24 protein-coding genes and 1 tRNA gene are annotated in these 20,283 nt (G+C 59.9%); 11 read left to right on the top strand and 14 right to left on the bottom strand.

The genetic code is table 11. The features are described 5' to 3' along the window. Nucleotides 1-4 precede the first annotated feature (4 nt). The 3 genes from SPITH_RS07685 to SPITH_RS07675 are packed head-to-tail and all read right to left on the bottom strand — an operon-like array spanning nt 5 to nt 2,095. Nucleotides 5-868, bottom strand: coding sequence for an ABC transporter permease (locus SPITH_RS07685; RefSeq protein WP_014625099.1), 864 nt, complete (start codon nt 866-868; stop codon nt 5-7). Continuing rightward, nucleotides 865-1,824 carry an ABC transporter ATP-binding protein gene (locus tag SPITH_RS07680; protein ID WP_014625098.1) on the bottom strand — a complete coding sequence of 320 codons (960 nt, stop codon included), beginning with the start codon at nt 1,822-1,824 and terminating at the stop codon, nt 865-867. The genes SPITH_RS07685 and SPITH_RS07680 overlap by 4 nt, the downstream gene beginning before the upstream one ends. A 46-nt stretch (nt 1,825-1,870) precedes the next feature. Further along, nucleotides 1,871-2,095, bottom strand: a complete 225-nt coding sequence (locus tag SPITH_RS07675; protein WP_014625097.1) for a hypothetical protein — start codon at nt 2,093-2,095, stop codon at nt 1,871-1,873. A gap of 185 nt (nt 2,096-2,280) precedes the next feature. Between SPITH_RS07675 and rph the strand changes: the two genes are divergently transcribed. Further along, the gene (gene rph, locus SPITH_RS07670) at nt 2,281-2,961 is read left to right on the top strand and encodes a ribonuclease PH (protein WP_041624065.1); all 681 of its coding nucleotides are present in this window, start codon (nt 2,281-2,283) and stop codon (nt 2,959-2,961) included. Between the two features lie 295 nt (nt 2,962-3,256). After that, a complete protein-coding gene (locus SPITH_RS07665; RefSeq protein ID WP_014625095.1) occupies nt 3,257-4,066 on the top strand; it encodes a ZIP family metal transporter in 810 nt (269 codons plus the stop codon). Nucleotides 4,067-4,152: 86 nt separating this feature from the next. On the opposite strand, the gene SPITH_RS07660 is transcribed toward SPITH_RS07665, so the two are convergent. Beyond that, nucleotides 4,153-6,936 carry a TolB family protein gene (locus tag SPITH_RS07660; protein ID WP_014625094.1) on the bottom strand — a complete coding sequence of 928 codons (2,784 nt, stop codon included), beginning with the start codon at nt 6,934-6,936 and terminating at the stop codon, nt 4,153-4,155. Between the two features lie 89 nt (nt 6,937-7,025). Beyond that, nucleotides 7,026-7,346 (bottom strand): DF family (seleno)protein, encoded by a 321-nt coding sequence (locus SPITH_RS07655; protein ID WP_014625093.1) that lies wholly within the window; start codon nt 7,344-7,346, stop codon nt 7,026-7,028. Between the two features lie 149 nt (nt 7,347-7,495). Between SPITH_RS07655 and SPITH_RS07650 the strand changes: the two genes are divergently transcribed. From SPITH_RS07650 to SPITH_RS07635, 4 genes are read left to right on the top strand one after another with little or no spacing between them, the layout of a single operon-like run. Next, nucleotides 7,496-8,338: an ABC transporter ATP-binding protein gene (locus tag SPITH_RS07650; RefSeq protein ID WP_014625092.1), complete on the top strand. Its 843-nt coding sequence runs from the start codon at nt 7,496-7,498 to the stop codon at nt 8,336-8,338. Beyond that, entirely contained in the window at nt 8,338-9,078 is a 741-nt protein-coding gene (locus SPITH_RS07645; protein ID WP_155816528.1) for a hypothetical protein, read from the top strand. The genes SPITH_RS07650 and SPITH_RS07645 overlap by 1 nt, the downstream gene beginning before the upstream one ends. After that, entirely contained in the window at nt 9,068-9,442 is a 375-nt protein-coding gene (locus SPITH_RS07640) for a GntR family transcriptional regulator (RefSeq protein ID WP_014625090.1), read from the top strand. Before SPITH_RS07645 ends, SPITH_RS07640 begins: the two co-directional genes overlap by 11 nt. Continuing rightward, the gene (locus tag SPITH_RS07635) at nt 9,432-10,127 is read left to right on the top strand and encodes a GIN domain-containing protein (RefSeq protein WP_014625089.1); all 696 of its coding nucleotides are present in this window, start codon (nt 9,432-9,434) and stop codon (nt 10,125-10,127) included. The genes SPITH_RS07640 and SPITH_RS07635 overlap by 11 nt, the downstream gene beginning before the upstream one ends. On the opposite strand, the gene SPITH_RS07630 is transcribed toward SPITH_RS07635, so the two are convergent. Continuing rightward, complete coding sequence (locus tag SPITH_RS07630; RefSeq protein WP_014625088.1) at nt 10,098-10,604, bottom strand: HAD family hydrolase; 507 nt, start codon at nt 10,602-10,604, stop codon at nt 10,098-10,100. The two genes, SPITH_RS07635 and SPITH_RS07630, sit on opposite strands and share 30 nt — an antisense overlap. A gap of 101 nt (nt 10,605-10,705) precedes the next feature. Here SPITH_RS07630 and SPITH_RS07625 point away from each other — a divergent pair, with 101 nt between their 5' ends. From SPITH_RS07625 to SPITH_RS12795, 3 genes are read left to right on the top strand one after another with little or no spacing between them, the layout of a single operon-like run. Then, complete coding sequence (locus SPITH_RS07625) at nt 10,706-11,227, top strand: DUF6512 family protein (RefSeq protein WP_014625087.1); 522 nt, start codon at nt 10,706-10,708, stop codon at nt 11,225-11,227. Between the two features lie 11 nt (nt 11,228-11,238). Beyond that, nucleotides 11,239-12,279, top strand: coding sequence for a magnesium chelatase ATPase subunit I (locus tag SPITH_RS12800; protein ID WP_014625086.1), 1,041 nt, complete (start codon nt 11,239-11,241; stop codon nt 12,277-12,279). Next, on the top strand, nt 12,261-13,115 hold the full coding sequence (locus SPITH_RS12795) for a VWA domain-containing protein (protein ID WP_155816527.1): 855 nt from the start codon (nt 12,261-12,263) through the stop codon (nt 13,113-13,115). The genes SPITH_RS12800 and SPITH_RS12795 overlap by 19 nt, the downstream gene beginning before the upstream one ends. 107 nt (nt 13,116-13,222) lie before the next feature. Here the strand turns inward: SPITH_RS12795 and SPITH_RS07610 are convergent, their stop codons facing one another. The 3 genes from SPITH_RS07610 to SPITH_RS07600 all read right to left on the bottom strand — a co-directional run bounded on the left by SPITH_RS07610 (nt 13,223) and on the right by SPITH_RS07600 (nt 16,147). Next, nucleotides 13,223-14,521 (bottom strand): TRAP transporter large permease, encoded by a 1,299-nt coding sequence (locus tag SPITH_RS07610; RefSeq protein WP_014625084.1) that lies wholly within the window; start codon nt 14,519-14,521, stop codon nt 13,223-13,225. Then, nucleotides 14,514-15,059, bottom strand: a complete 546-nt coding sequence (locus SPITH_RS07605) for a TRAP transporter small permease (protein ID WP_014625083.1) — start codon at nt 15,057-15,059, stop codon at nt 14,514-14,516. Before SPITH_RS07605 ends, SPITH_RS07610 begins: the two co-directional genes overlap by 8 nt. Nucleotides 15,060-15,121: 62 nt before the next feature. Beyond that, the gene (locus tag SPITH_RS07600; RefSeq protein WP_014625082.1) at nt 15,122-16,147 is read right to left on the bottom strand and encodes a TRAP transporter substrate-binding protein; all 1,026 of its coding nucleotides are present in this window, start codon (nt 16,145-16,147) and stop codon (nt 15,122-15,124) included. 163 nt (nt 16,148-16,310) lie between these two features. Between SPITH_RS07600 and SPITH_RS07595 the strand changes: the two genes are divergently transcribed. Both SPITH_RS07595 and SPITH_RS12095 read left to right on the top strand, forming a co-directional pair. After that, a complete protein-coding gene (locus SPITH_RS07595) occupies nt 16,311-16,634 on the top strand; it encodes a cupin domain-containing protein (RefSeq protein WP_014625081.1) in 324 nt (107 codons plus the stop codon). A gap of 80 nt (nt 16,635-16,714) precedes the next feature. Further along, entirely contained in the window at nt 16,715-16,858 is a 144-nt protein-coding gene (locus tag SPITH_RS12095) for a hypothetical protein (RefSeq protein ID WP_014625080.1), read from the top strand. 31 nt (nt 16,859-16,889) lie between these two features. On the opposite strand, the gene SPITH_RS07590 is transcribed toward SPITH_RS12095, so the two are convergent. The 5 genes from SPITH_RS07590 to SPITH_RS07570 all read right to left on the bottom strand — a co-directional run bounded on the left by SPITH_RS07590 (nt 16,890) and on the right by SPITH_RS07570 (nt 20,232). Continuing rightward, nucleotides 16,890-17,351 (bottom strand): TPM domain-containing protein, encoded by a 462-nt coding sequence (locus tag SPITH_RS07590; protein WP_014625079.1) that lies wholly within the window; start codon nt 17,349-17,351, stop codon nt 16,890-16,892. Next, a complete protein-coding gene (locus tag SPITH_RS07585; RefSeq protein ID WP_014625078.1) occupies nt 17,338-18,105 on the bottom strand; it encodes a TPM domain-containing protein in 768 nt (255 codons plus the stop codon). The genes SPITH_RS07590 and SPITH_RS07585 overlap by 14 nt, the downstream gene beginning before the upstream one ends. An 18-nt stretch (nt 18,106-18,123) precedes the next feature. Further along, nucleotides 18,124-18,732: a LemA family protein gene (locus SPITH_RS07580; RefSeq protein WP_014625077.1), complete on the bottom strand. Its 609-nt coding sequence runs from the start codon at nt 18,730-18,732 to the stop codon at nt 18,124-18,126. Nucleotides 18,733-18,849: 117 nt separating this feature from the next. After that, nucleotides 18,850-18,922: transfer RNA gene (locus SPITH_RS07575), tRNA-Met, on the bottom strand. Nucleotides 18,923-18,987: 65 nt separating this feature from the next. Further along, a complete protein-coding gene (locus tag SPITH_RS07570) occupies nt 18,988-20,232 on the bottom strand; it encodes an IS256 family transposase (RefSeq protein ID WP_014624181.1) in 1,245 nt (414 codons plus the stop codon). Between the last annotated feature and the right edge of the window lie 51 nt (nt 20,233-20,283).

The raw sequence follows: 20,283 nt of genomic DNA, 5'->3' as shown, positions 1-20,283 counted from the left end.
CTCCTTACGACCAGCGTCGTTTCTCGAGCGCGTGTGTGGTGATGAACAGGAAGAAGGTGATGAACGAGAGGTAGTACACAATGGAGGTCACGTTGAAAATGCCAAGCCCGAACTCCTGGTACCGCTTATTGATGGAAAACCACCCGAGCACCTTCTGTATGAGACGTTCGAACAGGCTCTTCTCGATACCGTAGCCGATACCTATGGCGAGGATACCGACGAGGAGTACCGCTGCGGCGAGAAGGGGATTCCTCGTGGTGCTGTAGAGATAGAATCCGAGGGCTCCGATCAGGAGTACCGCAAATACGGCACCGGCGGTGGCGTCCGCAGGGAGGGCATTCGCAATGCTGTCGATGAGGATGAAGAAGAGAATGGCGAAGAAGGTGACAAGGCCCGCAGTGATCTGGTTCTCGGTGACCGCCGAGATGAAGGTGCCCACTGCAATGTAGCACCCACCAAGGAGGAGAAAGCCGACATAGCTTCCCACCGTCTCCCAGAGGGGAAGGGAACCGTGGATCTCGATGATGACGGCATACACCACGGTGGCGAGAAGGGTGAGGGCAAAGACCGTGAAGGCGGCGAGGAACTTCCCTGTGACGATCTGCCATACCGGCACGGGGGCGGTGAGGAGGAGCTGATCGGTCTTCTGATTCTTCTCCTCGGAGAGAAGCCGCATGGTGAGGATAGGCGCGGAGAAAAGAAAGACCATGATCACCGAGGAGAAGAAGCTCGCGTATTCGGGGCTCCTCGTGAAGAGATTCCCTGTGGCGAAGAAGAAACCCGTGGTGAGGAGGAAGAGCCCCATGAAGACGTAACCCAGCGGACTCACGAAGTAGGTGAGCAGTTCCTTCTTGTAGATCGCCTTCATGCGATTGCCTCCTTGGTCTGGGATTCCTGGGTGACGAGCTGGAGGAAGATGTCCTCGAGCGAGATGTCGAGCGATCGCATCTGGAGTATGGGGAGGCCGGCCCTGGCGCAGGCGGTGAAGACCGCCTTGCGGATGTCGGTTTCCTCCGGGGCCTTGGCCACCACCTCGACCGTACCCTCTTCCTGGGAGGGGCGGAACTCCAGCTCCTGCACCTCCTTGACGGCGGAGAGGGCCTTCTCCACCGCCTCTCTCGTGCCCTCGATGCGGAGGAGCAGGGTATTGGTACCCATGAGCCGCTTGGCGAGGTTCTCAGGGGTGTCGTCGGCCACGATGACCCCGTTGTTGATGATGAGCACCCGTTTGCACACCATGCTCACCTCGGGGAGAATGTGGGAGCTCAGGATCACGGTCCTGTCCTTCCCGAGGTCCTTGATGAGGGTGCGGATGTCGATGATCTGTCTGGGGTCGAGTCCTATGGTGGGCTCGTCCAGGATGAGGATCTCGGGATCCCCTACGAGGGCCTGTGCGAGCCCCACGCGCTGCTTGTACCCCTTCGAGAGGTTGCGCACCAGGCGTCCCCTCACGTGGAGGATCCCCACCTTCTCCATGATCGACTCGAGGTGTTCTTTCTGGCGTCGCCTCGGTACGTATTTGAGGTCGGCGACGAACCTGAGGAACTCGTCCACCGTGAGGTGGCCGTAGAGGGGCGGGTTCTCGGGCAGATAGCCGATCTTCTTCTTGCACTCCTCCGGCTCTTCGAGGAGCTTCACCCCGTCGATGACGACGGTGCCCTCGGTGGCCGAGAGATACCCGGTGAGGATGTTCATGGTGGTACTCTTCCCCGCGCCGTTGGGGCCGAGGAACCCCACGATCTCTCCTTTCTGGATGCTGAAACTCACGTCGTGGACCGCCGTGTGGATGCCGTAGCGTTTGGTGAGATGTTGGACTTCGATCACGGCTTCCTCCTTCCCTGCATGAGATTGACGGCCGCTCGTGTGCGGCTCAGGAGTCTGAGCGGTCCTCGTTCGCCTCGCCCTTGTCGAAGAACGAGCGGACGATCCCCCACACACCCCCAACGGCGAGCGCACCGTAGAGGAAGAGCGAGAATGCGTTGTAGAGGGTGAGGGGAGGTTGGAGGACCTTGAGGATGTCACCCCGTATGTAGAGGAGCACCGGAACGGCGAGCGCAACCAGAGACGGCACGAGCGTCTGGAGGTGTGGTCGCATCGGAGTCCTCCTTCGGGGTTTCATGCGTACCTATGATACGGGTACTTTCTAGAAAAAACAATAGAGCAGGGAAGAAGTTACAGGATGGGTGTTGCGAATGGGATATGAAGTCGCGGTGATCCGTGATGATAAGGTGACGGATGTTTCCTTGACAGAGGAGGAAGCTTCCTTCTAGCATAGCTCGCATGAGGCCCATGTCGTTTGAAGTAGGTGTGCTTGCCTATCCTGCGGGATCATGTCTGGTCTCGTTCGGGAACACCAAGGTGCTGTGTGCGGCTTCCATAGAAGAAGGGGTGCCGCCCTTCATCGAGCAGGAAGGGGAGGGGTGGCTCACTGCTGAGTACGCCATGCTTCCTGCGAGTGTGCCCGAAGGGCGTAAGCGGAGGGAGCGGGATAGCAGGGCGGTGGAGATCCAGCGGTTCATCGGGAGGTCACTCAGGGCCGCCCTCGACCGCACAAGGCTGGGACCCTATACCATTGTGATAGACTGCGATGTGCTCCAGGCGGACGGTGGGACGAGGACTGCGGCCATAAGCGGGGGATGGGTGGCGCTCTACCAGGCGCTTGAGAAGCTCGCCGAGCTCCACGGGGTGGAGGGGCCTGAGTACTTTCTGGCAGGACAGGTGGCGGCGGTGAGCGTGGGTATCGTGGAGGGCCAGCTGGTGGCCGATCTGGATTTTGCACACGATCTGGCCGCGCAGGTGGACATGAACGTGGTGATGTGTGATGACAGGCTGGTTGAGGTGCAGGGCAATGGGGAGAAGGGGGCCTTCACCAGAGAGGAACTCGATGCCATGCTCGACCTCGCGGCACAGGAGATCGGGCTCATCTACGAGGCGCAGCGTGCGGCATTGGGCCTTGCATGATGAGGTCGAGGTCGGGTGCTGAGTTCATTGGACGCACGTTACTAGAGGATATGGCACCGATAACGGGTACCGAGAAGGCCTTTCTTCCGGATCACGAGGAAGGTCCGCCGGCACAAAGGGCAGGGCATCTTGAGCGCGTCTTCCTTTTGTGTGAGGGGAGGGAGTGAGTGAAGACTGGTCCTCCCGCAGAATGGACAGGCGAGTGGGCGTAGAGTGGTGCGAGGGAGCTTCCCCATAGTATTATTCCTCTAGTAAAGTATATGTGATCATACGGTGTAGTGCGAGAGGAGGCGGTATGCAGTGGTTCATCGAGGCCCATGTGATCCTTCAGGCGTTTCTCGCCACGCTGTTCACGTGGGGTATGACCGCGCTTGGTGCCGGCGGCGTGTTCCTCTTCCCCAATCCTTCCCGTAAGGTGATGGATGCAATGCTGGGGTTCGCGGCGGGGGTGATGATTGCTGCGAGCTTCTGGTCACTCTTGAATCCTTCCATAGAGCTTTCAGAACAGATGGGGCTCATCCCCTGGGTCCCCCCGCTCGTGGGCTTCCTTCTGGGTGCGGGGTTCATCAGGCTCATGGACCTGGTGCTCCCCCACCTCCACCTGGGCCAGCCGGTGGAGCAGGCCGAGGGCATCCACACCACATGGAAGAAGACGCTCCTGTTGGTACTCGCGATCACGCTTCACAATATCCCGGAGGGGCTTGCTGTGGGGGTGGCCTTCGGAGCCGTAGGTGCGGGCATCCCCTCGGCGGACCTCGCCGGGGCCGTGGCCCTTGCCCTTGGTATCGGGATCCAGAACTTCCCCGAGGGGCTCGCGGTCTCTGGCCCTCTCAGGCGCGAGGGAATGAGCCCGGCCAGGAGCTTTTTCTGGGGGCAGCTCTCTGCGGTGGTGGAGCCTGTTGCCGCGGTGGCGGGGGCCGCCTTCGTGCTCGCGATGCAGCCCGTGCTTCCCTATGCCCTTGCGTTTGCGGCCGGGGCCATGATCTTCGTAGTGGTAGAGGAGGTGATCCCCGAGTCGCAGCTCTCGGGTAACTCCGATGTCTCCACCCTGGGAGCGATCATAGGCTTTGCCGTGATGATGACGCTGGACGTGGCCCTGGGATAGGTGCCTCCGGACGGATGTAAGGAGGGGCCTCGAGGGAGGGGTCCCTCCTTTTACGCAGGCGGCGCATGGGGGAGTGGGGAGATGTGCTACATGGTGAGAGTTCCCACCTCGAGGTTCAGCCACAGGCGGGGCCGTCCGTCACCGTGGGGTGGGAAGGGCCAGTAGATACCGGTGGTGAGGCTGAAGACCACTGAGGGGATGTCGAAGAGGCCCATGTCGGTGATGAGCCCACACCCTGCGGACTGAACAGGGGTGGTGGTGAGGTCGGGCAGGGTGGGTTCGGTGCTCTGCCAGCCTGCGGAGTACACGCCTGCGAGTCTCATGCGCCTGAGGTAGACGAGTGAGCCGAGAGGGGCGAGGTCGGGGTAGAGGAAGGGAACGGCATAGGTGGCCGTGAGGCTGAGGATGCTGTGCGCCTCATCGGAAGGGATGTAGCCGAGGGCAAAGGGTTCTCCGCTGAGGTCGTGGGTGCCCTGGGCTGTGTGGGCCTCCAGCGTGAGGGCTGCGTGGGGGAGCAGGCCGGGGATGCGTATGTCGAGGGTTTGAGAGAGGAGGTAGGAAGCCTGGTCCTGGAGGGGGTAGTGGAGGTGGGAGAGTTCTGCGCTGAGGCCCCACAGCGGGAAGGGGTCTCTTGGGCCTCCTATTCCCCTGAGGGTGAAGGAGAGGGTTTCCTCCACGGGGTATCTGGACCCCTCTTCAGGGGAGGTTGTGATGCCTGCGGTGAGTTCCGGTTGGAGGAGCCATCGGACGGCGTTGAGGCCCGTGCCGTGGCCGCCCTGGATGGGGAGGCGGACTGTGGCGAGGTGGGTGCTGGAGGGGGTGCCCGGTGCTCCCTCGAGGAGGTAGTCGCCGGCAAGACCGAGGTAGGTGGTGTCGAAGGCCCACCCCCCGTGGGCGGTGTGGGTGGGGAAGGTGTAGGCGGCAGAGAGGATGAGGTCTGTGGTGCCGAGGAGGTCGCTGGAGAAGAGGACGAGCGATGCGGTGTTGAGGAGGGTTTTCTCGGGGTGGAGGTGTGCGAGGTCAAAGGGGAGGATGGCCCATGAGTGGATGTTGAGGAGGTGGCCAAGGACGGAGTAGTCCTCGACCGGGTAGGCAATCTTGTCCATGGAGGAGAGGGCGGTGGTGGCGAAGGGGGTGGAGGATGCCCGGGGGGTGGGGGTGAGGGCTATGTGAGGGGCCTCCTCGGCCGGGAGCCAGGAGGAGGGGTCCAGGACGAGTGTCTGGATGGAATGGCCTTTCCAGGTGGTGTGGGCGGCATAGTAGAGGATCCCACCTGTGATGGAGGTGGCGGTGATGTTGTAGGGGGCGGTGGCGGTGAGGAAGAGGCGGGCCGGGCCGTCGGGTTGGGGCACGAGGGCGTAGATGGCGGGGTAGCCGTGGAGGGGAGCGATGAAGTAGAGGGCCTCGGCGCGGTAGAGAGGACAGGTGAGGGGGAGTGACTGTGGAGGGATGAGGGTGGTACGGGTGGCGGTGGGGATGTGGAGGAGCTGGAGGGAGACGCCTGCAGGGGAGTGCACCACCACGGCGAGTGTCTCTCCGTCGGGTGAGACCGCCACTTCTGAGGGTACCTCGCCGTGGGGGAAGGTGTAGGAGAAGTAAGGCGCAGGGGGAAGCTCATCGGGTCGTTCCATTGTGAACACCTGGAGTTGCGCGTTCCGATCACGGGAGAACCACAACCCTATGACCAGAGACCCGTCCTCTGAGGCTCCCACCCCGTAGTACCGGCCTTTCGAGGTGAGGCGCTTCTTCCTTCCTGTGGCGACGTTCATGTACCACAGGTCTGACCACCCTTCCTGCTCGCCCCATCCTGGGGCGTACTCCACCCAGTAGGCGCTCTCATCGGTGAGGGCCATGGCTTCACCGGAAGGGATCCGTCCCACCGAGCGTTCTTTTCCCTCTGGCGTGCGGAGCACCAGTTCCGTGCCCTTCTCGAGGGTGCCCCGGGCCAGAAGGAGGGAGCCATCCGGCCGTGTCCGCACCGCCGAGTACCAGGTGTAGTCCCCCTTTTCTGGCACCAGGGTACGGGAGGGGAACCGGGGTATCCCCTCCACCTCCTCTTTCCACACCTTCTGGTAATGCGAGATCATCTCGTTGTAGAGCCCTTTCACCCCCTTGCCTGTTACCCGGCGTAGACCTATGTCGAACCCTACATAGGGCAGCATGCTCCCCCATCTGATGGCCTCCTGGATCGCCTCCTCGCCATAGGTCTCCCGGATGTAGGAGACGAGGTGATACCCGAGTACGTAGTGGTTGGGGGTATAGACCACATAGGATCGGTTCACCATGGTGTGGTAGGAGAGGGGGTGCTCCAGGGTGAGGGCCCTGAACTGCGAGGCGAAAGCCGGGACGCGGCCCCTGCCCCTGTCGGAGAAGGCCGTCTCAGCCCACACCGCATCGCCCTCCATGAACCACAGGGGCATGGTGAGGGCTTCGTGTACCGCCTCGCCGGCCTCCCCGGCGAGGGCGTAGTAGAGCCACCAGGGACCCAGGCGGGCCGCATCTACCTGTGCCATGTGGCGGCCTTCGTGCACAGCGAGGAGCGAGTACCAGTCGCCTGCGAACAGGCCGCCGCGCACGTAGGGCACCTCGTACCAGTAACTCACCGCAGGGGGGAGGCCCACCGAGCCGTTCGCCGTCATGGTGGTGTTCCAGAGGACCACCGGCCAGGTGCGTGCAGGACCCTCTGGCCGTATCCCGAAGATCTCCTCTACGTGCTGCTCCAGGAGGTTTGCAACGTATTGTGCATCCTCCTCTAGCTCCGCAGGAAAGAGGATCTTGAAGTGGGGGGTGGTGATGGATTTCCAGTCCGTGGCGGAGAGAGGGGAAAGAGAGAGTACGACAAAGAGAAGCGCACACAGCACACGTTTCATGGCACCTCCCGTTTGATGTAATAGAGGGAATGAACCGCTCTCTTTAACCTTATCATGGGTACACGGGTGTGCCAGAGCGTATGACGGTGTTACATGCGAGAGAGAAAAGACTCGAGTCGCTCCACGATGAACCGGGTGGGAAGCACACCTGTGGGCTTTCCCTCTATGTGGTACACCCTGCAGGTGAAGCCCACGGTGGTGGGCACCTCACCTGTAGCGAGGTCCGTGGCATCGACAAGGATGGTGGGCGACCCAGGAAACCGCCACGTTTCGGCCTGTTCCTGGTTCTCTATCCGCACGTCCTTTACCATGTGAGGATCGAGCCCTAGCTGCTGGAGCGCCTCTTCCAGGTGCTCTCTCGTCTCTCTGCTGTGAGGGCATCCTTCAAAGTAGAGAAAGTGTATGGTCATATAACAAGTCTAACAGGAGGAGAGGTGAAGTGGAAGGGCACTGTCAGAGAGGTGCGGAGAACACGAAAGACGAGGAGATGCGCACCAAAAGGTTGACAAAAGACTAATAGTGTTATACATTGATATTACACTATTTCAAAGGAGCACGTATGGATTCTGTGATCCGAATAGAAGACCTATCCTTTAGTTATACGAAGAACACCCCTCTCTTCCAGGATCTTTCCCTTTGTCTCTACCCCGGTCAGGTGGCAGGCCTCCTAGGGGAGAACGGTGCAGGGAAGACCACCCTCCTCAAGCTCATCGCAGGAGAACTTTTTCCCGATGAGGGCACGGTAGAGGTCTTCGGTATCCCTGCTGACCGCAGGGATCCGGAAGTGCTTGGGCAGCTCTACTTTCTTGCCGAGGAACTTCCCTCCTACTCAGTGGTTGCTGAGACGTACGCCCGGACCACGGGTGTATTTTACCCAAGGTACCGCCACGAGATGTTTCTCGAGCTCTCCGACCACCTCGAGGTGGATGTCTCGAAGAAGCTCACCCAACTCTCGTACGGTCAGCAGAAGAAGTTTTTCCTGGCCTTTGCCCTCGCAACCGGGGTCCCTCTCCTCCTTCTGGATGAGCCTACGAACGGCCTCGACATACCCTCAAAGCGTCAGGTACGGCGGCTCATCCCTCGGTATGCAGCAGAAGGCCGTACGTTCCTCATAAGCACCCACCAGGTGCGCGATCTGGAACACCTCATCGACCCGGTGATCATCCTCCGTAAGGGGAGGGTGGTGCTCCATGCCTCAATGGATGACCTTCAGGAACGTTTCTCCTTCGTGGTGGCGCCCGAGGTGCCCTCCGCTGCCCTCTACGCAGAGAAGGTCCCCGGCGGCTATGGAGCGATCCTTCCGGGTGGCGGCAAGGGCGAGGTGGACCTCGAGCTCCTCTTCGATGCGGCGCGTACCGAACCAGAGGCGTTCGCGAGATTCCTTGAAAAGGAGGGAGTATGATGAACTCGATAGTGTATAGAGCCTCTCGTTACCTCATGCGGGATGCCCTCTTACGACGGGACAGCCTCTACACCATCCCTGGAGTGGTTGCGGCACTCTCGTTTGTCTTCATGTGTCTTGGACTTTCTGTGGATCCTCAAGGAGGGGATGCCTCAGCCTATCTGTTTATCTTTTCCTTCACAGGATGGGTGAGTGCAGCGGCAGCGCACAAGGAGCTTCAGCAGAAGGGGACACGTCATGAGTGGTACACCCTTCCCCTCGCTTCATGGGAAAAGACCATCTATCGCATGATACCTTCCCTCATCATCTGGCCCCTTGTGTGTTTCCCTCTCATATGGGTGGGCCGCATGCTCGCTGTGCTTGTGTTTGCCCTTTTTGATCCTGCGCATCATGCGGGCTTTCTCGTACCCCTCTATCCCCCGGGGGTGGGGGATGCCCTTCTCACCTATCTCCTGGGGCACGCGCTGTTCTACTTTGGAGGGGTGTACTTCACCTCCCATCCTGTAGGGAAGACCGTCCTCGCTTCACTGGGTGGAATGATCTTTCTCTCAGCCATAGTGGTGTTTAGCATATGGGCATGGAGCAAGCTCAGGGGTGTTCCTTTCGGAGGTTTCGATGGATTCAGCTTTCCTCTTGGCTCATGGAGGATGTTTTCAATAGGCCTTTCACTCTTCACCTCAGTGTGGTTCTGGGTACTTTCTTACTTCAGGATAAGGGAGAGGGAAGCGCGTGGAGTTTAAAGAGACGCGACCAATCTATCTTCAGATCGCAGATCACATCTTCGAGAAGATCGTCTCCGGGAGTTTCAAGGAAGGGGAGCGCATTCCCTCAGTGCGAGACCTTGCAGAGGAGATGGAGGTGAATCCAAATACAGTGCTCAAGACCTATGGGTATCTGGAACGACACGGTGTTATTCACAAGCAGCGGGGTACAGGCTTTTATGTGAGCGAAGGGGCAAAGGAAAAGGTGAAGGAGCTCCAGCGAGAAAGATTTTTTAAAGAGGTGCTTCCGGAGGTTTTCCTTATGATGGATACCCTCGGGATCACAGCTGATGATCTAATTCATTACTATACGACATGGAAGGAGGAATCGCATGAGACGTAAGGTGACGAACATACTTCTGGAAGTGTGGATCGGGGTTATGGTGCTCCTGGTAGGACTCTTCCCCGGGATTGCTTCCTGTGTGGGAGAACCACATCCCCTGTCATGGGGAGATGTAGAGACCAGGAAGGTGGAGGGGAGAGGCTTTTCAAAGATAGTATCTTCAGGTGTGTGGGAAATAAGGGTGGTGAAAGGGGATGAGTGGTCGGTTGAGGTTGAGGCACCTGAACGTCTGTTTGAGTATCTGGAGGTAAAAGAGAGAGGGGACATCCTCTCTCTTGGATGGCGGGGAAGGGTCACTATGTGGGGAAACGTCCCCACTCCTGTTGCGAGGATTACCGTTCCCTCCTTGAGGTCAGTGGAACTCTCAGGCGCATGCGAACTCACTTTCCGTGGACTTGTTGAGGATCGGTTCTCCCTTGAGGTGTCGGGCGCTGCGGATGTGGTGGGCAAGGAGGCCGCGTTTGGCGAACTTGAGCTTGAGGTTTCAGGAGCAGGGAGGGTGGATTTGTATGAAGTAGAGGTTGAGGAAGCCGAGGTGGAGATATCGGGAGCAGCTCATGTGACGCTCTGGGTGACTGAACGGCTGTTGGGTTCGGTCTCGGGTGTAGGATCACTCAGATACAGGGGGAATCCGTCAGAGGTAGATGTGGATGTCTCAGGGGCCGGGTCGGTCGCTCCCTTCTGAGCGGGTGAGGAGGATGCGGAGCGCTCCGATGCTCTCCTCCGCTGAGGTGTGGTGGATGAAGATACCGCCTATCGCCTCCCAGGATGCCCTGAGGCTTTCCCTGTCGTCGATGAGCACAGGGATTTCACCAGGCTGGAGCACCTTTTGTGCCGTGGTGGCCTTGTGTCGTGAGAGGCACGTGAGCACCTGCACATCCGGGCCGAGGTGGATGCGGCACCACTCCCGCTTCTGGGGGGCTGCCCATCTGCCGAGAGGAAGGCCGGTGAGCACGGTAGGGCCGAGGGGGCGGAGGAAGTGCCAAAGCTTCCGGCCGCCGGGGAGCCAGTCGAGCCGGGCGTAGAAGTGGGGTGTACGGGCGAGCACAGCCCACATCTCGGAAGGGGACTGCTCGTCAACCCGTTTCCCTGTGGCTTCGAGCACTCCCTTCTCGAAGTCCACGAGCACGCCGTCGAGGTCGACGAAGATACGGTATCGCATGGGTAAAAGGTGCGGATCTCCGGCCTTCTCGTCAAGGATATGGCCTTAAGGCCGGCTCTTTGTCTATAATTGAGAGGAGAGCATATCGTTCAGGAGAGAGCATGAACATATTCCTCAAGTCATTTGTATTTCTGGGGATCTACGGGGTGCTCCACTTTGGGTATGAGCTTACGGGATGGAGCTGGCTGGTTCCGGTGTTCGGCACGAACGAGTCGGTCTTCGAGCACCTGAAGATGGTCTACTGGGCCTACCTTTTTGCCTCACTCATAGAAGCGGCGGCCGCAGGATCGCTCAGGAGGCGGGAGACGCCTGGTTTCTGGCCCTCACGCTTCCTCTCCGTGGTGCTTGCGCCGTGGGTGGTGGTGCTCATCTGGTACGTGCTTCCGGGCTTTGTGGGGAAGGTGGAGAGCCTCGCGGTGGAGCTGAGCTGGGCCTTTGCGGTCACCTACGTAGTGGGGCTCGTGGCTGGCATGCTTGAGCACGACCTGGAGCGCCTCCCCTGGAAGGGCCGCACCCGCCTCTTGTTGACTGCACTCCTGGTGCTCGGGGGGTTCTTCTTCGTCTTCTTCTCGTTTTCCACGCCGTGGATAGACGTGTTTGTCGATCCTGCCACCCTTGAGTAGGGGAGTGTGGCGTGATCGATCGTGTGTTTCCGTTTTCGGCTATCGTGGGCCAAGAGGAGGCGAAGCAGGCCCTCCTCCTTGGGGTCATCGATCCGGGTATTGGGGGTGTGCTCCTCTCAGGCGAGAAGGGTACGGGAAAGACCACGCTTGTGCGAGCCCTCGCCTCACTCGTGCCGGGGATGCCTCTGGTGGAGCTCCCGCTCAACACCACCGAGGACAGACTGGTGGGATCGCTCAACGTGGAGAAGGCCCTTTCCGAGGGGGTGCGTGAGTTCGAGCCGGGGCTGCTCGCCGCGGCACACCGGGGGATCCTCTACGTGGATGAGGTGAACCTCCTTGAGCACCACCTGGTGGATCTGCTCCTCGATGTGGCGGCAACGGGGGTCAACCGCGTGGAGCGGGAGGGGATCTCCTATGAGCATCCGGCGCGGTTCCTGCTGGTGGGGTCGATGAACCCCGAGGAGGGGGATCTGAGGCCGCAGTTTCTCGACCGGTTCGGGCTTGCGGTGCCGGTGCGGCATCTGGAGGATCCGGACTTGAGGGCCGAGGTGGTGCGGCGGAGGCTGGCGTTCGAGACGGATCCCGCGGGGTTTTGCAGGGCATGGCAGGAAGAGGAGGAGGTGCTGGCCTCGCAGGTGAAGGCGGCGAGAGAGCGTCTCGGGAGGGTGAGGGTGGCCGAGGAGACCTACCGGGAGGCGGTGAGGATTGCGGCGGAGCTCGGGGCGCGGGGACATCGGGCGGAGCTGGTGATGGTGAGGGCCGCCCGCGCGCTCGCCTCGTTTCTCGAGCAGGAGGAGGTGGATGCCTCGCTGGTGAGGGCGGTGGCGCGGTATGCGTTGTTCCACCGGGTGAAGGTGGGGTCGGGTGAGAGTGAGGAGCGGGTGCTGAGGAGGATCGATGCGGCGGTGGACGGGCGTGTGGATGAGGGTCGGGAGGAGGGAGAGGTGGTGGTGGAGCCTGAGGATGCGATGGTGCCGGGGGCGGCGGCGGCAGGGTCGCTCATGTTCGAGTTCGTTAAAAAAAAACTGACGAGGTGGTCCACGAACCGGTAGTGGTGGAGATCGGGGAGCTGGACTTCGAGGGAGGGATGCGGGATGTGGGCCGGGGGGTGTGGAGGCGTGAGGTGGAGTATGAGCGGGGGCGGGCGGTGGGGGTGCGTCCGTTCGGGGAGGGGGAGGCGGTGCGGGATGTGGCGGTGGGGACGAGCCTGGTGGCGGCGGCGGGCGAGGGGGTTCGGAGGAGGGAGGGGAGGTTGGTGCCGGGGGTGAGGAGGGGGCACCTGCGGCGGTGGGTGCGGCGCAGGGGTGCGTTGGATGTGGTAGTGCTGGTGGTGGATGCGTCGGCGTCGATGGGGTGGGGCGAGCGGATGCGGGTGGCGAAGGGGGCGGCGCTCTGGATGCTGGAGCGAGCCTACCTGCTGCGCTGCAGGGTGGCGGTGGTGGCGTTCAGGGGGGAGGGGGCAGAGGTGGTGCTGCCTCCCACGGTGAGCAGGGAGCTCGGGAAGGTACGGCTCGCCCGGATGCCGGTGGGGGATGCCACGCCGCTTCCCGCAGGGCTTCTCGAGGCGGCCCGCTTGGTGGAGGCGGAGGGGCTCCGGTCACCGGGGACCCGCGCCACGGTGGTGCTCATCTCTGATGGTGAGAGCAACGTGCCCCTGCGGGACGGGGCGGACAGCTTCAGCGAGGCGGTGGGGATTGTGCGGGCCCTGGTGGGGAAGGGGGTGCGTGTGGTGTGTGTGGATGCGGGGATGGGGGAGGGGAGGATGGCCGAGCTCGCGCGGAAGGGTGGGGCGGACTACCGGCAGCTTCCCCGAGTTCCCGGTGCTCTTGGGGCCTTTGTGTCGGATCTCGTCGTATCGACGGATTCCACCTACGGAGAGCACGTATGAGGTGGAGGCCGGTTTGAGGGATTGGCGATTGTGAGAGAAACCCGGCCTCACCCGAGGGTGGGCCGGGAACGTGGAAGCAGAAGCTTTCTCATGTGACAGGGAAGGCGTCATGGCATGAAGATTCCAGGGAGGGTGGTGGTGAGCGGCGGGAAGAAGGTAACCAGGAGGAGCACCGTAACCATCACCAGCCACAGTGGGAACATGGTGCGCACCACCTTCTCTATGGGGATCTTGCCCACCGCACACCCCACGAAGAGGGCGGATCCCACTGGCGGAGTGGTGAGTCCTATGGCGAGGTTGAGTACCAGCATCACGCCGAACTGAATGGGCGACATCCCCAGTGTATCCACCACCACCGGGTAGAGAATGGGCGTGGTGATGAGGATGAGTGGGGCCATGTCCATGATCATGCCGAGCAAAAGAAGCAGTACATTGATGAGCAGGAGCAGAAGTACTTTGCTCGTGGTGATGCTCAAGAGGAGTTCCGTGGCCTTGGCGGGTATCCTCAGGTAGGCCATGAACCAGCCGAAGGCGCTCGCGGATGCGATGAGGGCCATCACCATCGCAAGGGTCTTCAATGAGCTGTAGAGAATCCTCGGGAATTTTCTCAGCGGAATCTCGCGATAGACGAAAAAGGTGACCACGAAGGCCCACACCACGGCCACGGCAGACGACTCGGTGGCGGTGAACACCCCGGAGACCACACCCACGATGATGATGACGGCCGTCATGAGCCCCATGAAAGCCTCTCCGGTGATGGCGAGGGCCTCCCGAAAGGAGTACCACCGCTCTCTCGGATATCCCCGTTTGATCGAGATGAAATGGGTGATGATCATGAGAGCGAGCCCGAGTATCACCCCCGGCAGGTACCCTCCAAGGAAGAGCCTTCCTATGGATACTCCTCCTGCAGCCAGGGAGAAGATGATCATGTTGTGACTCGGAGGAATGATGATCCCCTGGCATGCGCTGGTCACGGTGATGGCCACCGAGAAGTCCTCGTCATACTTGTTCTCCTTCATCATGGGGATGAGTATAGTTCCTATGGAGGAGATGTCGGCCACCGCAGACCCCGAGATGCCTCCGAAGAACATGCTGGCGAGGATGTTGACCTGGGCGAGGCCTCCGGGAAGTCTGCCTACGATGAGGTTCGAGAACTTGATGAGACGCTTGGATATTCCTCCCTGTCCCATGAGTTCTCCGGCCAGTATGAAGAAGGGAATGGCCAGGAGAGAGAAGGACTTGATGCCGTGGACCATCTGCTGGACCACCGACATGAGGGGAACCTTGAGATATATGCCCGTCACGATGGCCGCCAGGGCGAGTGCGAATGAGATGGAAACTCTCAGGATGATGAGCACGAGAAAGGTGCCCAACAGGAGGAATGTGGCGATCCCTGTATCAGGCATGGAAGACTCCTTGCAGATACTCTCGTATGGTCATACGTCCTTCGAGGACCGATTCCACGGCCTCTTGATCCGTGGGGATGCCGAGGAGTGCCATCAACGATTCCGCGGTGATGAAGAACCCGGCTATCGGGAGGATGAGATAGAGGATCCCCGCGGGCCAATGGGTGGCGGGGAGGATGGACCTGAGGGTGAATACGATGAGGATCCTGCCGTATACCATCATGATCACACCCACCACACCCTTTGCCGCGTAGTCGAGGATGTGCAGCACCCTGTTCACGAGGGGAGGAAGGCTCTCCTCATTCACGAGGTGGAGGCCGATGTGGAGGTTTTGCTTGACTCCGAGGGCGATGGAGATGAAGGCGAACCACACGAGAAAGACGAGGGAGACCTCTTCCGACCATCGCAGACCGCTGTTGAAGACATATCGGAGCACCACGTTGGTGAAGATGATCAGTACCATGAGTGCGAAGAGGATCTTCGCGAGGAAGAGCGTGACGATATAGAGGAGGTTGAGGATCTTGATCACGTGTTTCATCGAAATCTCCTCATACGGATACGAGAAAAGAGGAGGGCCCCCTGGGGGCCCTCTCTTGGAGATTACTGTACTTCCTGGATGCGGCGCACGATCTCCTGGATCTCGGGAGACTGCTTCGCATAGAGGTCCTTCATCCGTGCCTGCCAGGCGCTCTTGTCCTCCACCGGGATGATGGTGTTGCCCGCCGCCCGGACCTTTTCCTCTGCGACCTTTTCATAGGCCGCCCACTGTTCCCTCTGGTACTCTATGGCGTGCCAGGCTGCCTGTTTGAGGATCTCGATCTCCTCGGGTGTGAGTTTCTGGGAGAGGGAGATCTTGCTGCCGATGATGATCTCGGGCACCCTGAGGTGCTCGTCGAGGGTGTAGTACTTGGCTACCTCGTAGTGTCCGCTCGTGTAGTAGCTGGGCCAGTTGTTCTCGGCCCCGTCGATCACGCCGGTCTGGAGGGCGCTGTAGACCTCTCCGTAGGGCATCGGGGTGGCCACACCGCCGAGGGCGTTCACCATGGCAACCATGAGATCATTCTCCATGACGCGAATCTTCATCCCTTTGAGGTCATCTGGGGTGCGCACTGGCTTCTTGGTGTAGAAGCTTCTCGCTCCGGCCTCGAACCACCCGAAGCCGATGAATCCCGCATCTTCCACGGACTTGAGGAGTTCCTTGCCGATGTCTCCCTTGAGCACCTTCCACATGTGATCGGAGTCCCTATAGAGATAGGGGAGCTGGAGTGCGTTGAGGATCGGAACGAATGCCCCCACGGGTGCGATGCTCACCCGGGTGAGATCGATGGATCCGAACTGGACCTGTTCGATGACCGCCTTTTCCTCACCCAACTGGGAACTTGGATACACCTCGATGACTATCCTGCCGTTCGTTCGTTCTTTCACGAGTTCGGCGAACTTGTAGTCCCCCTTGGTGGTGGGATAGTCAGGCGGATGGGTCTCGGCGAGGCGGAGGACCACCTGCTGGGGTGCCTCGGCAGTGGTCTCTTGCGGCTTCTCCTTCTTCGCGCATCCTCCGAGGAGGAGCACGACGGCCAGTATCAGTACCACTATGATGTTGGACAGGGTGATGTTCTGTCGTCTCATATCCTCTCCTTTCGAATGTGGTATGGTGATATCATAAACTGATTACTACCGACTGTCAACGAAAAATGACTTTCGTTATGACTTTCGTTTTTTTTTCATAGTATTGAAATATATTACATAGTCGGCTATTATGGACCAAATAGTGCTTACTGATGGAGGGTGTATGAACTTTTATACCGGCTCAGGCACGACCCCGGTGGAGGTCTCCCCCGGGGTGAAAAGGGCGATACGAGCACACGGCGGAGGTCTCATGCTGGTCGAGGTATGGTTCGAAAAAGGGGCGAAGGCCGCGGTCCACACACATCCTCATGAGCAGGCTACCTATGTCATGGAAGGGAGGCTCAAGCTCACGGTTGAGGGAGAAGATGTTGTCCTCGAGAAGGGTGATTCCATCTATATCCCGCCCGAGGCTCCTCACTCGGCAGAGGCACTCGAGGCGACCCGGCTCCTGGACGTCTTCTCTCCTCAGCGGGAGGACTTCCTCTGAGATTTGTCTTTTCAGGCCCTTGTGCCGATATTTAACATAGGGGAAAGGATTTCCCTTACACCATAGGCAGGAGGCCGGTCATGACGGATCCCATTCGACCTGTAGATGCGGTGCCGATCGTGCCCGAGATTCCGGAGGCCCCTCCGGAGCCCCAGGAGAACGTCGAGGTTTCTGAGGAGGTAAGGGAAGAGGGGGTGGGGGAGCAGGTCAACGAAGAGGCCTGAGAGGTCTCACCTTCTTGAGGCCTTCCCCCACTCACTCGAAGGAAATCTCGTTGGGCAGTTCATTGGTATCATCGGGTGTGATGGGGAAATAGGTTTCGAGCAGCTTTCCCACCGCTTGTATCCCTGCAACAAGACCTTCACCGAACTCGCCCCGCGTGAAATACTCTTCCATGGTGTGTGCTGCCTCTTTCCAGAACCCTTCTCCGGCCTTTTCGTGAATCCCCTTGTCCCCGATGATGGCGAATGCGCGGTTTTTGATAGCCAGGAAGAAGAGCACGCCTGTCCGTTGTGCCGTCTTGTACATGCCGAGCTTGTTGAATGTGTTTATTGCCTCCTGGAGGACATCGCCGCGTTTTACCTCTTTCGCAATGTGGACGCGTATCTCGCAGGTGGATCGTTGTTCCACCTCTTCGATGGCCCGGACCACTGCCTCCTGTTCTTCCTTTGTGAGAAATCGTCTCGGATCAAGGGGTCGTTCCCTACCAACTGCCACTGGCACCTCCTCCGCCAAAGCCTCCCCCACCCCCGGAGAAGCCACCACCACCTCCCCAGAAGCCGCCTCCGGATCTGCCGCCGAATCCTATCCAGTAGATCCCTGGGCTTCTCCGCCTCCTTCCGCGGATGCTGTGAGCGCTTCTCCGGGAGTCGAGGATGAGTATGAGGAAGACCGCACCAAGGAAGAGGATCACTCCCCACAGGACGGGATCCTCGAGTGTGGATGGGGTGCCTCGCGCCATCGGTGTGTAGCCAGAGAAGATCTTCTCAAGGTCATCGCCGTCCACAGTGGCGGCGATGACCTTTTCCACCCCCTGCCTCACCCCGATGTCGTAGTTGCCCTCCTTAAATGCGGGGATGATGTACCGCTGGATGATGAGTGCACAGGTGGCGTCGGTGAGGACCGGTTCGAGTCCATATCCCACTTCGATGCGCACCCGTCTCTCCTGAGGTGCGACCAGTAGGATGATCCCGTTATCTTTCTCTTTCTGACCTATCTTCCACTTCTCTGCCAGGCGTATGGAGTATTCTTCAATGGACTGTCCCTCCAGGGACGGAACGGTGACGACCACGAGCTGATTGGTGGTGGTCTGCTCGTATCTCAGGAGAAGCGCTTCCAGTTCCTGCTCTGTCTGTGGTGAGAGGATGTCGGCGAAGTCGTTCACCCTCCCTGCCGGGGTATCGGGGAGGGTGAATCCGAACAGGAGACATGAGAGTGCAGCTATGGGTATGAGCGTGCGTATCTTGGCCACGGTATCTCCCCGGAGAGATCAGTCGAAATTCACCACGGGTGCCTTCTCGGCCCCCGCTTCTGCCTTAAAGTAGGCCTTTTCTTTGAATCCGAACATGTTGGCGATGATCACCGCGGGGAAACGGCGTATGGCGGTGTTGAAGCGCTGGGCAACCTCGTTGTACCTGCGGCGTTCCACTGCGATGCGGTTTTCGGTTCCCTCGAGCTGAGCCTGAAGGGCCAGGAAGTTTTCGTTGGCCTTAAGCTCCGGGTAGCGCTCCACCACCACGAGGAGGCGCGAGAGGGTGCTACTCAGCTCAGCCTGGGCCTGCTGGAAGGCCTCGAACTTCTGTGTGTCTTCTATCACTGAGGAGTCGAGGGTGAGGGATCCCACCTTGCTGCGGGCCTGCACCACTGCCTCCAGGGTCTCCCGCTCGTGTGAGGCGTATCCCTTCACCGTGGCCACGAGGTTGGGGATGAGGTCGGCCCGCCGCTGGTAGACGTTTTCCACCTGTGCCCACTGCGCCTTCACCCCTTCCTCAAGCTGGACCAGGTTGTTGTAGGTACCTACCACACATCCGTAGAGAGAGAGGACTATAAGAAGGATAATCCCTGCGACGATGAGGAGTGTACGCGTCCCTGGTTTCATGTGCGGCCTGCCTTTTTGGGTAGAGTGTTGCTCGTACAAGAAGATACTGCAGGAGAAGAGGTTGGTCAACGCTGAGGGGAAAGGGCAGAAAAAAACCGGCGCACTCAGCGCCGGTGTTAGCAGGGGGAGGACTCGAACCTCCGACCTTCGGGTTATGAGCCCGACGAGCTGCCAACTGCTCTACCCTGCGGTATTGTGTAGAGAAATATACAGAAACCGGCACATTGCGTCAACCCCTTCCGGGATTCGGCACTGTCAAGGGGGAGTGTTGAAATTGAGCTGGAGTTGATAAGGGGTGCATCTCCCCACCTCTTGTATCACCTGCATGCCCACCACGTAGAGGCCTACCACCTCATCTGCATGGGCACGGCTCATATACCCAGGATACCTCCGTAGAAAGCTTCTCATGTGCCGAAACATGTTCTCCGCAAGGTTGCTCGTCCTCACCTTCTCCTTCCACTCATAGGGTAACTCCAGATAGGAGAAGAGCCGCTCCTTCCGCCACAGGAGAGCAGCCGTCATCCGGGGGGCCTTCGTCGCCCACTTCTTCACGAATGCCTCGAACGCTTCCTCTGCCTCCTCCTTCCCTCCTGCCTCAAAGAGCCTCCAGTACTCAGTCCGAAAGGCTCGCCTCTCCTCCTGGAGGTGAGCCTTCTTCCCCTTCTGGTCCCCCATATCCTGCAGAAGCTTCTGCTCAAGGGTGCATTGCAGGTGCCAGAGGCATACCTGCTTCTTCGCCTCAGGATACACGGTCTCCACCGCCTGCCAGATCCCCTCTGCCTCATCGGCCACCACCAGCTCCACCTCCTCAAGCCCTCGCTCATAGAGTTTGGTAAGGAGTCGCTCGTAGCTCGCCCGGTCCTCCTGCTCCGCAACCACCCAGTCGAGGAGCTCATGAGATCCGTCCTCCTTCACCCCCACGGCACTCAGGACAACCAGCTTCTTCTGACCCCTCCCACGCCTCTTTGCCCACACTCCATCCAGCACAAGGGCCTTCACTCCTCTAAGGGACCTCCTCCGCCACTGCTCCTTCTCCTCACGAAGACGCTTTATGAGCCGCAGGAGTGTCTGCGGGTGAGCCTCTCCTATCCCCAGCTCCCGTAACAGAATGGCCCACGTCCGCGCGCTCATCCCTCTCACATACCCAAGGAGGAGCTGCTCAGCGAGGGCCACGAGCCTCTGCTCATAGGCGACCAGCTTTACCTCCTTCCCCCCGCCGGTGCGAATGCGGGGCACGCGTACCTCCTCGATCGGCCCCCAGGGGGTCTGCACGCTCTTCCACTTTCTGTAGCCGTACCGGTAGTACGGTGCCTTCTCAGCCTCCCCTCGTGCATATCGTGGTCGTCCCACTGCCTCCTCTCTCAGCGTCTCAAGGAGGTGCTCCAGGTACGTCTTGTAGGTGTGGCGCACCTCCTCCCGGAGTTGGGCCTCCACTTGCTTCATCAGATCAGAGAGGGTATACTGTGTATCAATCAGTGTGCGTGTGTTACCACGCTTCATGGGGTATCTCCTCCTTCTTTCAGAGGTTTGGTGGTGGGAGATACCCCTTAT

Origin of the sequence: Spirochaeta thermophila DSM 6578, from assembly GCF_000184345.1 — a bacterium.
GTDB lineage: Bacteria > Spirochaetota > Spirochaetia > Winmispirales > Winmispiraceae > Winmispira > Winmispira thermophila.
This window is presented reverse-complemented; position numbering and strand designations above follow the sequence as displayed.

What these genes read in the sequence shown, in the direction of transcription:
- SPITH_RS07685 (WP_014625099.1), bottom strand. Translation starts at nt 868, where the DNA reads ATGAAGGCGATCTACAAGAAGGAACTGCTCACCTACTTCGTGAGTCCG.
- SPITH_RS07675 (WP_014625097.1), bottom strand. Translation starts at nt 2,095, where the DNA reads ATGCGACCACACCTCCAGACGCTCGTGCCGTCTCTGGTTGCGCTCGCC.
- rph (WP_041624065.1), top strand. Translation starts at nt 2,281, where the DNA reads ATGAGGCCCATGTCGTTTGAAGTAGGTGTGCTTGCCTATCCTGCGGGA.
- SPITH_RS07665 (WP_014625095.1), top strand. Translation starts at nt 3,257, where the DNA reads ATGCAGTGGTTCATCGAGGCCCATGTGATCCTTCAGGCGTTTCTCGCC.
- SPITH_RS07660 (WP_014625094.1), bottom strand. Translation starts at nt 6,936, where the DNA reads ATGAAACGTGTGCTGTGTGCGCTTCTCTTTGTCGTACTCTCTCTTTCC.
- SPITH_RS07655 (WP_014625093.1), bottom strand. Translation starts at nt 7,346, where the DNA reads ATGACCATACACTTTCTCTACTTTGAAGGATGCCCTCACAGCAGAGAG.
- SPITH_RS07650 (WP_014625092.1), top strand. Translation starts at nt 7,496, where the DNA reads ATGGATTCTGTGATCCGAATAGAAGACCTATCCTTTAGTTATACGAAG.
- SPITH_RS07645 (WP_155816528.1), top strand. Translation starts at nt 8,338, where the DNA reads ATGAACTCGATAGTGTATAGAGCCTCTCGTTACCTCATGCGGGATGCC.
- SPITH_RS07635 (WP_014625089.1), top strand. Translation starts at nt 9,432, where the DNA reads ATGAGACGTAAGGTGACGAACATACTTCTGGAAGTGTGGATCGGGGTT.
- SPITH_RS07630 (WP_014625088.1), bottom strand. Translation starts at nt 10,604, where the DNA reads ATGCGATACCGTATCTTCGTCGACCTCGACGGCGTGCTCGTGGACTTC.
- SPITH_RS07625 (WP_014625087.1), top strand. Translation starts at nt 10,706, where the DNA reads ATGAACATATTCCTCAAGTCATTTGTATTTCTGGGGATCTACGGGGTG.
- SPITH_RS07610 (WP_014625084.1), bottom strand. Translation starts at nt 14,521, where the DNA reads ATGCCTGATACAGGGATCGCCACATTCCTCCTGTTGGGCACCTTTCTC.
- SPITH_RS07605 (WP_014625083.1), bottom strand. Translation starts at nt 15,059, where the DNA reads ATGAAACACGTGATCAAGATCCTCAACCTCCTCTATATCGTCACGCTC.
- SPITH_RS07600 (WP_014625082.1), bottom strand. Translation starts at nt 16,147, where the DNA reads ATGAGACGACAGAACATCACCCTGTCCAACATCATAGTGGTACTGATA.
- SPITH_RS07595 (WP_014625081.1), top strand. Translation starts at nt 16,311, where the DNA reads ATGAACTTTTATACCGGCTCAGGCACGACCCCGGTGGAGGTCTCCCCC.
- SPITH_RS12095 (WP_014625080.1), top strand. Translation starts at nt 16,715, where the DNA reads ATGACGGATCCCATTCGACCTGTAGATGCGGTGCCGATCGTGCCCGAG.
- SPITH_RS07580 (WP_014625077.1), bottom strand. Translation starts at nt 18,732, where the DNA reads ATGAAACCAGGGACGCGTACACTCCTCATCGTCGCAGGGATTATCCTT.
- SPITH_RS07570 (WP_014624181.1), bottom strand. Translation starts at nt 20,232, where the DNA reads ATGAAGCGTGGTAACACACGCACACTGATTGATACACAGTATACCCTC.